The organism is Streptomyces sp. BL1, from assembly GCF_057628045.1.
Genome location: NZ_JBXYWZ010000002.1, coordinates 7088901 through 7100841 on the forward strand (window position 1 = coordinate 7088901; position 11941 = coordinate 7100841).

Annotated in this window: 18 protein-coding genes; 15 read left to right on the plus strand and 3 right to left on the minus strand. The window is 68.3% G+C overall.

The features are described from left to right. Positions 1-14 precede the first annotated feature (14 nt). The 12 genes from AC3AGO_RS31125 to AC3AGO_RS31180 all read left to right on the plus strand — a co-directional run bounded on the left by AC3AGO_RS31125 (position 15) and on the right by AC3AGO_RS31180 (position 7040). Complete coding sequence (locus tag AC3AGO_RS31125) at positions 15-500, plus strand: hypothetical protein (RefSeq protein ID WP_487823604.1); 486 nt, start codon at positions 15-17, stop codon at positions 498-500. After that, a complete protein-coding gene (locus AC3AGO_RS31130) occupies positions 497-946 on the plus strand; it encodes a hypothetical protein (protein ID WP_487823605.1) in 450 nt (149 codons plus the stop codon). The genes AC3AGO_RS31125 and AC3AGO_RS31130 overlap by 4 nt, the downstream gene beginning before the upstream one ends. A gap of 10 nt (positions 947-956) precedes the next feature. Continuing rightward, positions 957-1364: a hypothetical protein gene (locus tag AC3AGO_RS31135; RefSeq protein ID WP_487823606.1), complete on the plus strand. Its 408-nt coding sequence runs from the start codon at positions 957-959 to the stop codon at positions 1362-1364. Positions 1365-1404: 40 nt separating this feature from the next. Next, positions 1405-2250, plus strand: a complete 846-nt coding sequence (locus AC3AGO_RS31140) for a winged helix-turn-helix transcriptional regulator (RefSeq protein WP_487823607.1) — start codon at positions 1405-1407, stop codon at positions 2248-2250. After that, positions 2247-2765 (plus strand): regulator, encoded by a 519-nt coding sequence (locus AC3AGO_RS31145; protein WP_487823608.1) that lies wholly within the window; start codon positions 2247-2249, stop codon positions 2763-2765. The genes AC3AGO_RS31140 and AC3AGO_RS31145 overlap by 4 nt, the downstream gene beginning before the upstream one ends. Before the next feature lie 199 nt (positions 2766-2964). After that, on the plus strand, positions 2965-3267 hold the full coding sequence (locus AC3AGO_RS31150; protein ID WP_487823609.1) for a hypothetical protein: 303 nt from the start codon (positions 2965-2967) through the stop codon (positions 3265-3267). 48 nt (positions 3268-3315) lie between these two features. Beyond that, on the plus strand, positions 3316-3480 hold the full coding sequence (locus AC3AGO_RS31155) for a hypothetical protein (protein WP_487823610.1): 165 nt from the start codon (positions 3316-3318) through the stop codon (positions 3478-3480). After that, positions 3477-4346 carry an SPDY domain-containing protein gene (locus AC3AGO_RS31160; protein ID WP_487823611.1) on the plus strand — a complete coding sequence of 290 codons (870 nt, stop codon included), beginning with the start codon at positions 3477-3479 and terminating at the stop codon, positions 4344-4346. Before AC3AGO_RS31155 ends, AC3AGO_RS31160 begins: the two co-directional genes overlap by 4 nt. Positions 4347-4376: 30 nt before the next feature. Then, the gene (locus tag AC3AGO_RS31165) at positions 4377-4865 is read left to right on the plus strand and encodes a hypothetical protein (protein WP_487823612.1); all 489 of its coding nucleotides are present in this window, start codon (positions 4377-4379) and stop codon (positions 4863-4865) included. Positions 4866-5738: 873 nt separating this feature from the next. Beyond that, positions 5739-5969, plus strand: coding sequence for a hypothetical protein (locus AC3AGO_RS31170; RefSeq protein ID WP_487823613.1), 231 nt, complete (start codon positions 5739-5741; stop codon positions 5967-5969). A 637-nt stretch (positions 5970-6606) separates the two neighbouring features. Beyond that, positions 6607-6777, plus strand: a complete 171-nt coding sequence (locus AC3AGO_RS31175) for a hypothetical protein (protein ID WP_487823614.1) — start codon at positions 6607-6609, stop codon at positions 6775-6777. 95 nt (positions 6778-6872) lie between these two features. Next, complete coding sequence (locus AC3AGO_RS31180) at positions 6873-7040, plus strand: hypothetical protein (RefSeq protein WP_487823615.1); 168 nt, start codon at positions 6873-6875, stop codon at positions 7038-7040. Positions 7041-7148: 108 nt separating this feature from the next. Here AC3AGO_RS31180 and AC3AGO_RS31185 read toward each other — a convergent pair whose 3' ends face one another. Beyond that, positions 7149-8378, minus strand: a complete 1230-nt coding sequence (locus AC3AGO_RS31185) for an IS701 family transposase (RefSeq protein WP_487823616.1) — start codon at positions 8376-8378, stop codon at positions 7149-7151. A 79-nt stretch (positions 8379-8457) separates the two neighbouring features. On the opposite strand from AC3AGO_RS31185, the gene AC3AGO_RS31190 reads away from it, so the two are divergent. Continuing rightward, a protein-coding gene (locus AC3AGO_RS31190; RefSeq protein ID WP_487824879.1) for an IS5 family transposase occupies positions 8458-9317 on the plus strand; the annotation gives its coding sequence in 2 pieces (ribosomal slippage) (positions 8458-8803 and positions 8803-9317; 861 coding nt in all). A gap of 45 nt (positions 9318-9362) precedes the next feature. Then, positions 9363-9563, plus strand: a complete 201-nt coding sequence (locus AC3AGO_RS31195) for a hypothetical protein (protein ID WP_487823617.1) — start codon at positions 9363-9365, stop codon at positions 9561-9563. Here the strand turns inward: AC3AGO_RS31195 and AC3AGO_RS31200 are convergent. Beyond that, positions 9553-9804 carry a hypothetical protein gene (locus AC3AGO_RS31200; RefSeq protein ID WP_487823618.1) on the minus strand — a complete coding sequence of 84 codons (252 nt, stop codon included), beginning with the start codon at positions 9802-9804 and terminating at the stop codon, positions 9553-9555. The genes AC3AGO_RS31195 and AC3AGO_RS31200 overlap by 11 nt on opposite strands. Before the next feature lie 153 nt (positions 9805-9957). On the opposite strand from AC3AGO_RS31200, the gene AC3AGO_RS31205 reads away from it, so the two are divergent. After that, entirely contained in the window at positions 9958-10602 is a 645-nt protein-coding gene (locus AC3AGO_RS31205; protein WP_487823619.1) for a hypothetical protein, read from the plus strand. A 482-nt stretch (positions 10603-11084) separates the two neighbouring features. On the opposite strand, the gene AC3AGO_RS31210 is transcribed toward AC3AGO_RS31205, so the two are convergent. Next, the gene (locus AC3AGO_RS31210; protein ID WP_487823620.1) at positions 11085-11831 is read right to left on the minus strand and encodes an ATP-dependent DNA ligase; all 747 of its coding nucleotides are present in this window, start codon (positions 11829-11831) and stop codon (positions 11085-11087) included. Positions 11832-11941 lie beyond the last annotated feature (110 nt).

Sequence of the window (11941 nt, forward strand, 5' to 3'; positions counted from 1 at the left end):
TAAGGAGTTCTCCTTTGTCCGACGACATAGCCGCTGGCCCTGAGGATGTCGTGGGCGTGCTCACCGAACAGGTCGAAGCCCAATTCGGTATGGGAATACATCAGTTGAAGGCCGCTGCCGCCGCCGCGCCGACCGCGAATCCGGACGCCACCGGGGTCGTCAAGTGGCACGGTCTCCTCCTCGACGCCCAGTCGGTGCTCGACCGCGCGGAGGACGACCTCCTCGCTGCGCTGGAAACGCAGCCCAGCGAGGTCGACGACCCGACGATGGACCTCGCCCAGCGCGTCAACGCGGCCGTCGCTGCTCGTGATGGCCGGGCCCTGGTCATGCGATGGCTCCTCGACCCCGACGCTCCGGGGAAGAAGGGCCTCCCCGCCGAACGCCTCGCCCGCCTCAGCGGAGTTCGGAAGGGCCCGGCGGTGCAGACCAGCGCACCCCACCGTCCGGCGGTTGCACCTGCGCCGGCGTCGGTGCCCGGAGCGGGAAGGCCAGCCCTGTGAGCGCCCGGCTCAAGTCCAGCACCGCGGACGGCGCGTTGCAGGAGGGCTTCGGCGCGCCGGTCGCCGCGCTGTATGAGGCGGCGACCGGACCCGACGCCTCACCGGCGCTGACCCGCGCTCTGGAACTGCGTTCCTTCCTCGCCCTGGCTGAGGAGCAGGTAGCCGGTGTCCGTGACCGCGTACACGAGGCGATGGCATCCGACCGGGACATGGCCGAGCTGTCAGCCGATGCTCTGCGCATGGACGCGCAGTGGCTGGAGGCGGCGCTCGATGCCCGCGACGGCTACCGCGCCGCGCTGGGCGAACTGCTGCGCACCATGCCCCCGCCCGACCAGCAGCACCGCGCCGCCCACACCACGCAGTCGAGGCCGGTCACCGCCCCGCCCCCGTCCGTCGCCGCCCCGGCACCGCTGCATGCCGGGGCGGCCCGGGCCCGCCGACCGTGAAAGCCCGCGTTTGCCCCACCCCACGTCCACCGAAATAGCCGGACGGATCGAGGACCTGTACGGCGCGCCGCTCGCCGGCCTTGAAGCCCGCGCCCAGGAGCAGCCGCCCGGCATGCTCTCCGCCCTCCTCAGCATGCACGACAACCTCGCGCGTGCCGAGCGCAGCATCGACGTCCACCGCGACCACCTGGCCCAACTCATGCACCCCGAGCGGCAGATCGGCCGGCACGAGGTCTCCCGCCTGCTCGACGGCGCCCGCCGGCTCGCCGAAGCGGTCGCCGTGCGCGACATCCAGGCCACCTCGGTCTCCGCCGTGCTGCAGAGCCTCGTCCGCGTCCCCGCACCGTCGCCACCGAAGCCTTCGCCACCTGTACCGGCTCCGCCCGCCGCTGCCGAGAGCACCACGCGAAGCCGCTGAAGCACCGGCAACGCACTCCACCTATCCAGGAGTTCCTCCCTTGGCCCCCACCGGTCTGCCCCCTGACACCGACGCCGACATCGCCCGGGTCACCGAGGCACTCGCCATGATCACTCCGCGCTGGACCGCGCGGATCCTGCTGGCCCTGTCCGGGCCGCCGCAGCGCTACAGCGAACTGGCGGCCAAGATGCCCTGGCTGCACACCGGCCAGCTCCACCCCAAGCTGGGATCCCTGTGCGACGCCGGCCTCGTCCAGCGCACCGAACGCACCTCGCGACACGTCACCTACGGCCACACCGACCGCGGCGCAGCCCTGCTGCCGGTCCTGCCGATGCTCGCCACCTGGGCCGAGGCGCATCTGGAACAGGCGGACCGTCCGCTGCCCGCGATCGAGCAGATCGAGGACAGCCTCACCCTGCTCACCCGGCGGCACGCCGCAGCCATCCTGTGGGTGCTCAAGTCCCGCGAACAGGTCAGTGGCCGGGCCCTGGCGAGGACCGTGATGCCCAGCAGCGACTTGACCAACATCTACCCGCCGCTCAGGCAACTCACGGCCGACGGCCTGGTCGATAGCGCGGGACCCGGCCGGCCCTACCGCCTGTCCGCAGCCGGCGACGCGCTGGCACCCGTCTTCAGCGCCCTGTCCGCATGGTCCGCCGGCCACCCCCTCACCCGAGCTGCCCAGCACCCGGTCTGGGGAGATCCGCAGGCCGCGCCCACGCCGAAACCATGGGTGAGCAACCAGTCCCGGCCTGCCCCCACCCGGCTTGCGTCGCCCCAGGACGGCGGGACCTCCAGCCCGGCCTGGCAGAACCACGACCTGTTCTCCCACTTCACGACCGCACCGCCGAAGGCGGCGCTCGCGACGGGAGGTCCGCGCCGATGACTGCCGCCTTCACCTCCGCCGAACTCCGCACCGCTTTCACCGTGTTGTCCTCGCCCGGCCTGATCCGATTGATCACCGAGATCGATGACAACGGGGCGATACCGCCAATGCGGCTGGCCGGCACCCTCCCCGACCTCTCCGAGCACCACCTCCGACGCGCTACCGAAGCAGCCCGCGACCACGGTCTCGCCCACGTCGCGCCCGGCGTCGGCCTGGAACTCACCGCGTCCGGCTCGGAGTTGGCCGATGTCTACGACGCGATCGGCCGGTGGGCCCGGCGCCACGCCTACCCGATGCGGGTCTGCGACTTCACCAAGCGCCTACGGCACACCCTGGACCTTCTGGAGTCCTCACTCGTCGCCGCTTGTGCCGAGGGCTCCCACCGCCCGGCGGGCGCGGATCTGCCCAGTACCGGAGCCGAGACGGAGCTGGCCCGACCGCGTTCCCTTCTGGTCCAGTGGCTGGCCGCCAATCCGCAGGTCGCCCGGCTCTCCGAGCTCGAGCTGGCCGCGTGAGCGCAGGCGCCAGGAGCGGGATGCCGTAGGTGGAGATGGCGAGGCGAGGGCGTCCGCCGCGCACGGCAGGCAGATGCTGCGCAGCAGCCCGTCGGCCCTGCCGGCCCGATGACCGTTCCTCGCCTTCGCCTGCCTGCGTACCGATCCCGCCCTGCGCACTTGCCCCCGTTTCGCTTCCCCCGCCTGTGGAGAACTCCTCATGCCCACTGCTTTTCCCGGGGCAGACCGTGCGAGCGGTTGCACCATCACCGAGCGGTTCCGCGCCTTTGACGCGCACAACCCGCACATCTACCGCGCGCTGGAGCGTATGACGGCCGCTCGCCTTGCCGCTGGCGCCACGCGCATCAGCCTCAAGGACCTCTTCGAGGACTTGCGTCGCCAACTCCCGCACGGTGTCGTCGGGCTGAATAACGACTTCACGGCTCTCTACGCCCGGAAGATGATCGCCGCGCACCCCCACTGGGGCGGCGTCTTCGAGCTGCGCCGCCGCCGCGCCGACTGACAGCTCCCTGCCGCGCCCTGCCGTCCACCGATTCGGAGAACCTTCTTCTTGCCTGCTCGCCCCCTCGACCGGCTCGTACTCCCGCCCGAGGGCGATCTGTTCACTGCCCGAGCCGGGTGCTACATCGTCACCGGCTGTGACACCGCAGAAGTCAACGCGCGTCTCGACGCCGCCGCCGACGAGATCACCCTGACCACCGAGACGTACCGATGAGCAGCCAGACCGATCCGCGCCACGACATCGACGGGGACGTCTACGTCTCCCCGCGCTACCTCGCCTCCACCACCGGGACGGGGGACCCCGCCCTCGCCCCACTCCTCGACCTCGGATGGGACCTGCAGCACGACGACCTCGCCAACGTGTACGTGAACGCTCCCGACCGGCGGGTGCGCCTGGGATATCTACCCGAGGGCGAGGATGACGGGCTCTGGCGAATCAACGCCTACAAGGACCCGTTCGGTCCGCCAATCTGGGGCGCCTGCTTCAACGACCGCACCCCCACGGAGTTTGTCCGTGCGTTCACCACCGCTCTCGCCTCGGCGTACGAGCACGGTCCCGACGCCTACCTGGCCAGACCGGTAGCTGGAACTGATGAGCACGATCCCTTTCTGGCCGTCGCCCCGCTCCTCACACAGGGCTGGAAGTTCGACCGCCCCCGCCGGGACGTCTTCGCCATCCAGGCCCCGGACGGACTCGCCGGCATGGAGTTCACCAGCGGGGACCTCGACCCGGAAGCCGAGCTGACCACACGTGACGCCCGCTGGCATCTGTGGGCGGGGAACTCCATCGATCGGACCGTCTGGTACGCGACCGCCAGCACCGACACCCCCATCGCCCTGCTCGCTGTCCTCACCCAGTGCGTCGCCGACCCGGCCCCACTGCCCCGCTGGCAGGAGGAAACCTTCAGCTACATCAAGGACAGGGCCCAGCTCACCCCCATCCGCCCGCCGCAACCGCCGACACCTACCCCACTGGACGTGCAGCGGGCCGCGGCCCGCCGCCCGACCGCGCTCCTCACGCCCAGCGTCCCGCGCTGGAGTGCCACCAGCCGACCGGCCCTGCCCGGCCCGCGCCGATAGCGCCAACTCGACTCTGAGTGGAGACCCTTCGTGTCCCTGCACGCCCCCGAGTTCTTCGCCGAGCTGTGCCTGCCCTTCCACGACAGCACCGTCGTGGGCAACACCTACTACGCCACCCCGGACCGACATCTACCGCTGCGGCTGCGGATCGACTTCAGCCGCACCATCGATGCGCACACCTACGGGGGACTTCGCGTGGCGGTCATCCACCCGGACCGCGGTGAGATCGACGCGGTCGCACTCAGCTTCCTGGATCACGGCACCTTCCACCGTCGTGACGAAGCCCGCAACACCCGCCTGAACACAAGGCAGTACGGAACGATCGACACCTCTCTCCGGCCCGGCCGGCCGCCCTGGGAGGGAGCTGTGACCACTGGACTGCGCGATGCCATTGAGCAATACACCGCCGTCTGGTTCCCCGGCGCCTGGACCGCGCCCGCACCGAGCCGCGCTGCTGGCCGCACCGCTCACAAGGCTCCCTCCCCGTCGGTCACCCGCGGCGGTGGGCGCGCCCGCTGAGCCCTGGCTGTACCGAGTGCCGAGCCCGTATTCGCTCTCGTTACGGCCAACCGCCGCTGTCACCGCCGGGCCAGGCCCATGCCTGGTGCGGATCGCAGTCACGTGCGGCGCTGCCGTACCGCTCGATCAGGTGCGTCCCGAGGCTGTCGGCGAGCACGGCACTCGCACCCCCCCCCCGCAACACCGTTCAGCACTCAGGAAGTTGTCGGATCCCGGCGCCGCGAACTCCGCACGCAGTGCCCACCACCGCGACCACGCGCTGAGCACAGGCCATGTGCACCGGCGCGGCAGGTCGGCGGAGACCCCCTTGCTCAGCGCGACTTCGGCCACGACTGGGGGTTCCGGGCACAGAGAAGCCCCCGCCGTCGGGGCTAGGGGGGAGAGCTCCGAACAGCGGGGGCGGACCAGTGAGGCTAGGACGCGCCGTTGCTCCTGTCACGGACGCAGGCTAGGCATACCCAGGAGTGTCGGCCGATGAGCCGTGTCTTGGCCTTGTCGTGCTTGCCGCACCACTGAGAGAGCTGCTGCCTGTCTGGGAAGTCCCTCTTCAGGAACTCACGAACCGTGTCGCGTGTGCCCATGATCAATCCTCGTCGTAGTCCTCGTCGTCCGACTTGGGCGCGGGCTCAGTGACGATCTCCTGATCGCTGAGGTCGTAGCCGTTCACCTCGTAGTCGTCGTCGCCGGGGTTGCGGCCCATGTTCCTCTCCTTGTCGGTTCGGCCGAGCGGTCCGCCACGTCGGGCGCCTCGTACGTCGACTTCACGACGCAGGCCAAGGCCCCGTGGGACGGAGACCTCCGGTTCGAGCTGGCCGTGAACGACCCCAAGAACAAGACCGTGAAGGTCACCAACCGACAGGTAAGGGCCCTGACATGGAGCTGATCACGACCAACCCCGCGCGTCTGTACGCCGTCGTCAGCGCCGCCCTGGCGCTGCTGGTGCACTTCGTCCCGTCCATCCCCGTCGAGCTGGTGCTGGGCCTTGCCGCTGCCATCCTGGGCATCGGTGAGGGCGTCCAGCGCACCGAGGACCGCAAGACCGAGCAGGCTCTGTCCGAGCCGGTTGAGCACGTTCACGACGAACAGTGCGGCCACCTCGTGTGACATGACTTCCGCCCGTGAGAAGGCGGTTGGTGAAGAGAGATAGAGAAACCCCCTGTCGGGCCTTCGGGCTCGGCAGGGGGCTCTTTTCGTTGCCAGCTACTGGTTAGCGGTCGGGTGATTCGGGGGGTGGAAGGTGTTCAGAAAGCCGCCCGTAGCGTTGACCGGCACTTCGACGATGTCGGTGTGGTTCGGAGGCGGCGGGGGGTCGGCCGCGGCAGCGCCAGCCCCACCGAGTGCCGCAGTAGCGGCCAAGGCCAAAGCTGCAAGAGCAGTTGGGATACGCATGGTGCTCTCCTTCAGATCACCCAGCCGTGGTCAAGGACATCGAGCTTGACGGGGGTCGTCGAGTCGGAGGGAGACTGCCAACTATCGGGCGTGGAAGACGGCGGCTCGGGATCAGCGGCGGCGGTGGCTGCCCCGCCTAGGAGAGCAACGCCAGCCAGAACTGAGGCAGCAAGTACGGATCGGATACGCACGGTCCTTCTCCCGTCAGTGGAGATCACCTACAGGAGCCAGCGAACCCGAGCATCGACAGGAACGCGCCCTGACCTGCTCCGTTAGAGCCTGATCCACCCGATCGTGCGGACTCCCGCCGAGAACATGGAGCTGTGCAGTCCGGCGCCCTAAAGTCCTGATCATGGAGCCACACGAACCGTGGGACCCGGACGAGATCTATGCTAAGGGCGCATACGCCGAGCACGGCGGATGGCTGTACCTCGCGAGCGAGCCCACACAAGGGCAGCCGCCCGGTGCGGGGCGTGATGGGGAGCCGTGGCTGCTGCTGGGCCGCTACGGCGGGCCGCTGTGAGCGGTCACTCGGTTGGCTCATCTCCCGTCGTGGGTGTGGAGTGCCCGGGGCAGCGTGGTGACGCACGAACGAGACCACGAAACCCGGAGGTCCCTATGCGTATCCGTAACGCTGCGGTTGCTGTCGCTCTGGCCGCTCTGGCTCTGCTCGGCAGCGCAGGAATGGCCACAGCAGACGACCCCGGCCTCCCGAACATCCCCCAGCAGCCGCCCGCGGCCGGCGGCGTAGGCGACGTCCTCGGCGGCCTCACCAACTTGGGCTAGTAGTGCTTCGTTAGGTTCTGGCTCGGGTGAGGGGTCGACCGCAGGTGGTGCAGATGCCGGTCCAGCACCTCAGCAGGTCCTGCAGAGCATCGAGGACTTGGTAGAGGGTCAGGCCGGTGTGCGGACTTTTGGGTCCAGGCGCCGGATGGTGAGGAAGGCCTGGGCTGCGGTGACGAGGGTGACGTGGTGGTGCCAGCCGCGCCAGCTGCGGCCCTCGAAGTGGTCCAGGCCCAGGCCGTGTTTCAGCTCGCGGTAGTCGTGCTCGATGCGCCAGCGCATCTTCGCCCACCGCACCAGGTCCGCGACGGGGGTGGTGGCGGGCAGGTTGGAGATCCAGTAGCCGGTGGGTGCCGGCGCGGCCTGCGGCCATTCGACCAGCAGGGTGCGGGTGGGCAGCACGCCGTCCCACTGGTTGCGGCCGCCGCCGGCCTCCTGCGCGGCCCGGGTGGCCAGCTTTCCCGCCGGCCGGATCTCCACAACCGTGAACCGGGAGGCCAGGACTGCCTTGCTGCCCTCGCGCCAGGACACCTCGGCGAACGGCACGTCCTCGTCGAGGAGTTCGGGCAGCGGCCGGTGCCGGTCGCGATAACGCGGCAGGGCGGGCGGTCCCAGACCACCGTAGTCCGGCAGGTGGGGCACGGCCGTGGCGGGCCGGGCCGTCTCCTTGGGCTCGACCGCCACCACATACGACAGGCCGCGTTCCTCCAGCTCCTGTCGGAAAGAGACGCTGCGACCGTAACCGGCATCGGCGACGATCACCGGTGCCGTCAGCTGCCAGGAAGCCAGCTCATCCACGATGTCCAGGGCGAGGCGGGTCTTGGTCGCGGGCATGACCTGATCGGGGATCCCCACGGCCCGGCACCGGGCCCGGTCTCCGGTCCACTCGAGCGGCAGATACAGCCGCCACTGCAGCGGGCACGAGGCCTGGTCGGTGGCCGCGTGCACGCTCACCGCCACCTGGCAGTTGGCCCGTTTGCCCAGCGCACCGCAGTACTGCCGGGCCACCCCCACCGAGGTGGTGCCGCACTTGGGAAACGAGACATCGTCAATCACCCACACTGCCGGGCCGACTGCGTCCGTCAGCCGGCGGGCGATCCGCCGGCGCACCGGCAGCGGATCCCACGGCGACTGGTTCACGAACTGCTGCAGAGCCTGCATGTTCCCGTCCGGCAACCGCGCGGCCATCGGCTGGATCGACTTGCGCCGCCCCTCCAGCATCAAACCGCGCAGATAACACTCACCCCACCGCCGCTGATCCCGCCGCGGCAGCGAACCGAAGACATCGGCCACGAACTCCGCCAACTCACCCCGGAGCCCGTCCACTTCCCCCAGCTTCATACCAGCCAGCATGCTCCGCACCGGACATGAACGGCACACCTAACGAAGCACTACTAGGGCGTTTCCTTCGGATCATCTGATCGTTGGTTCAGGTGTGGCCTTAACTGACGTGCAGTGGCAGCGAATTGAGCCGTTACTCCCGGACCGGGCGCCCCGGCGGGGCGGTCGGTGGCGGGATCACCGGCAGGTGATCGACGCGATCGCGTTCAAGTACCGCACCGGCTGTCCGTGGATGGATCTGCCCGAGGAGTTCGGCTCCTGGAAAGGCGTCCACAACCGGCTGCGGAAGTGGGCCGCCGATGGCACATGGGAGAAGGTCTTCACCGCCCTGCTGACCCAGGCGGACTCCGCGGGCGACCTGGACTGGGTCGTCGCGGTGGACTCCACCATCGTCCGCGCTCACCAGCACGCCGCCGGGGCCCGTCAAAAGGGGCCCCGGCCGGCGAGCCGCACGACCATGCCCTCGGACGGTCCCGCGGCGGACTGACCACCAAGATCCACCTGGCCGCCGACAGCCGTTGCCGGCCCCTGGCCATCCATCTCACGGCCGGACAGGCCGGCGATGCACCCGCGTTCACACAGGTCATGGCCCGTCTGCGGGTTCCCCGGCCCCTCGGACGGCCCCGCATCACGCCCCAGATGATCCTCGCGGACAAGGCGTATTCCTCCCGCGCCATCCGCGAACACCTGCGCCGACGGGGCATCCGGGCGGTGATTCCACAGCCCGCGGATCAGACCGCGCACCGCAAGCGCCGCGGTCGCCTCGGGGGAAGACCACCCGCCTTCGACCGCGACGCCTACAAGCAACGCAACACCGTCGAGCGCTGCATCAACCGCCTCAAACAATGGCGCGGCCTGGCCACCCGCTACGACAAGACCGCAACCGTCTACCTCGCCGCACTCCACATCGCAGGCATCCTCATCTGGTCAGCGAGGTGATCCAGAAGAAACGCCCTAGGTCCCGCACAAGGTGAGCCTGTCCCCATGGCTGTCATAGTGATCTACCCGCCCGACGAGGAAGGTGGTCGGCGGGTTCGCGGGGGCGACGAGATCCTGGGCCGCGCCTACGGCATGCGGGATCTTGTCGAGTTCCTGCGCCGAACTGGTCTAGATGTGGACGAGGAGTGGATAGCTCAGTCCCCCATGATCGAGTGGCGAGGCGGTGGGCCAGAGATCATGAGGTGACTTCGCGACGCAACAAGATCGCGACCGAACGCTGACCGTTCTTCATAGACGGGAAGGCATGAGATATAGCCATGTTTACGGGCTCCCAACCATCTTGACCCCATTTGTTCAGCGCTTCCACGAAACGGGGGCAGAGGCTGTTGAAATCCTCGTACCCCAGTTCCGAGGCCGACGGGGCACTCGCGGTGAGGATCGAGTATTCCCATGTCGTCTTCCGGTGTTCAATAACCTTCGTGGCCATGAGTCACCCCCTTGGCGACACCAGCGTAGAGCAGATGGGGAGCAACGACGCCTTCCCATGAGCGTCTACACCAAAGTGTCCAAAGTGACGTTATGGGCATGACAACTACAATCTGCGCTTCACTGCCCCCAAGTGCCGTGCCAGGATGGGCTGATGGAGATCGCGAAGTTGGTGTTGGAGTTCTTCAAGGCGGCTGTCTGGCCAGCGACGGTGGCGGTCCTCGCCTGGTTCCTGCGTAACCACCTATACAGAGCCTTCGAGCGCATGACCCGCTTGGAGACGCCGGCCGGGTCGGTTGAGTTCGCGGCTGAGGCCAGCGCAGTGCGGGAACAAGCGGAGTACGCATTTCACCTGCGACCCTCCATCGGCTCGCCCCCTCGCGATGGAACCCCACACCCAGGCACAGAGAGCCCTGAACCTCCAGTGCAGCCAAGGCGCCACGATGTCTCGGAGCGCGCTTTCGAGGCGGCGTGGGATGCAGTCTTCTCCAACCCGCGGCTAGCCATCTTTTTCGCCTACAGAGTGACGCACCACCTCTATCACTTCGCCACCCAAGACTTTTGGGTCGACGTACGCATGAGGCAAACATTTCGCCACATCGAGCGCATTTACGCTAAGTCATGGGACGATGAGTTCAGCGTAACGCGTGCCTCCGCCACGGACTACATTCAGGCATGCGAGACGCTGTACGACAGTCTTCTGAGTGAATTCACTGAGATACCGGAACCGCCTAACATCGCCGTTCTTGAAAACGAAGCAGCCGACACCGGATTTAATGTCGTGGATTCCAGGCTATGACCCGTCGCGAGTAAGCATATTGTGCATGACAAATCAAGGGCAAAGAGAAGAGCCCCCGGAAATCCCCGGGGGCTTCTCTTCACTCGATGCCGAAGTGTCGCATCAGCTTGCCGACGTTCTCGTCCAGCCGGTGCCCGTGGGGAGCAGCAGCACATCACTACCGAGCACGCAGTCGAGCTGCAGCGCAGGCGGGCGGCAGCGGTGTGCGACGTATGCCGCCCCGATAAGGCGCTGCCTCGGGGAGGCGGTACGTGACAGTGGAGTAGCGCCACCGAACGCGCTGTGTCCGCTCTCCCGGGGTCGCCTACAGCGCGGGTATCGGCACCGTACGCAAGTACAACGGCGTGCCTCCGCGCCCCGAAACCCAGCGTTCATCAGCGTTGTCCGTGAAACTCGCAGCGTAGCCAAGATGATCTTGATCGCGTAGTGTCCCGGCAGCCCCGTCGCGAGCTCACCCCCGTGGCACGCGGCGGGGTCCCGCGTCACCAGCCTTCGAGCGGCGACACCATCTCCGGCGTGAGGTCGTAGCGCACCCGCAGCAGGCGCACCGGGTGCCGGAAACGGCCCGCGTCCACAGCTGTATCGCCCTCGAACTCGGCGACCAGGTCAGGGCGTACACAGCGATGGTCGAGGATGTTGCGGGTGCCCCAGCCGGCCGAGAACTGGGCACTCCACCAGGGATGTTCCGCACTGGCTGGAACCAGGAGGTCGGCGAGTTCCCGCTTAAGCAGGCGGGGTACCAGTGTGCTGCGTGCCACCAGCCACAGGCGGGCTGTCTTGTCGTAGCGGCCGAGGAGCGTGGTGCTCGGCTGGTCGACGCTGCCGGTGACCGCGCCGATGACGGCCTCCGATGTTCGATATGCACGCAGCTTGGACCATCCCCGAACGCCCGGACGGTATCGGCTGGCTAGGGGCTTGATGACCGTGCCCTCCACGCCGATGGCACCCCACTGCGGGGACAGCCACTCGCGCGCCTCATCGGGGTGTGTGGTGTGCGGCGACAGTGCCCACGGGGCGGTCAGACCGCGGCGCATCGCCAATTCCTCCAACGCTGCGCGCCGTTCCGTATACGGCAGCGCCAGCAGCTCCTTCTCGCGGAGCTCCAGCAGGTCGAAAAGGATCAGCTGGGCGGGCTGGGCGCTGGCTGCTCCTTCGGCCCGGCGGCCCCGGTAGCGGGCGCGGGTCTGCAGCGCGGCGAAGTCGAGCCTCCCCGCAACGGGGACGACCAACTCGCCGTTTATGTGAGCTGTTCACTCCGTCTCACCGGCTCTCTCGTTATCCACGCGTGAGGGCTGTCTCACGACTGGATGAGGAGCCATATGACGAGAACAGCACCCGT

Bases quoted from the DNA above. Each gene is read 5' to 3' on its own strand.
- AC3AGO_RS31150 (WP_487823609.1), top strand. From the start codon at position 2,965: ATGCCCACTGCTTTTCCCGGGGCAGACCGTGCGAGCGGTTGCACCATC.
- AC3AGO_RS31145 (WP_487823608.1), top strand. From the start codon at position 2,247: ATGACTGCCGCCTTCACCTCCGCCGAACTCCGCACCGCTTTCACCGTG.
- AC3AGO_RS31175 (WP_487823614.1), top strand. From the start codon at position 6,607: ATGGAGCCACACGAACCGTGGGACCCGGACGAGATCTATGCTAAGGGC.
- AC3AGO_RS31205 (WP_487823619.1), top strand. From the start codon at position 9,958: ATGGAGATCGCGAAGTTGGTGTTGGAGTTCTTCAAGGCGGCTGTCTGG.
- AC3AGO_RS31185 (WP_487823616.1), bottom strand. From the start codon at position 8,378: ATGAAGCTGGGGGAAGTGGACGGGCTCCGGGGTGAGTTGGCGGAGTTC.
- AC3AGO_RS31160 (WP_487823611.1), top strand. From the start codon at position 3,477: ATGAGCAGCCAGACCGATCCGCGCCACGACATCGACGGGGACGTCTAC.
- AC3AGO_RS31195 (WP_487823617.1), top strand. From the start codon at position 9,363: ATGGCTGTCATAGTGATCTACCCGCCCGACGAGGAAGGTGGTCGGCGG.
- AC3AGO_RS31200 (WP_487823618.1), bottom strand. From the start codon at position 9,804: ATGGCCACGAAGGTTATTGAACACCGGAAGACGACATGGGAATACTCG.
- AC3AGO_RS31180 (WP_487823615.1), top strand. From the start codon at position 6,873: ATGCGTATCCGTAACGCTGCGGTTGCTGTCGCTCTGGCCGCTCTGGCT.
- AC3AGO_RS31170 (WP_487823613.1), top strand. From the start codon at position 5,739: ATGGAGCTGATCACGACCAACCCCGCGCGTCTGTACGCCGTCGTCAGC.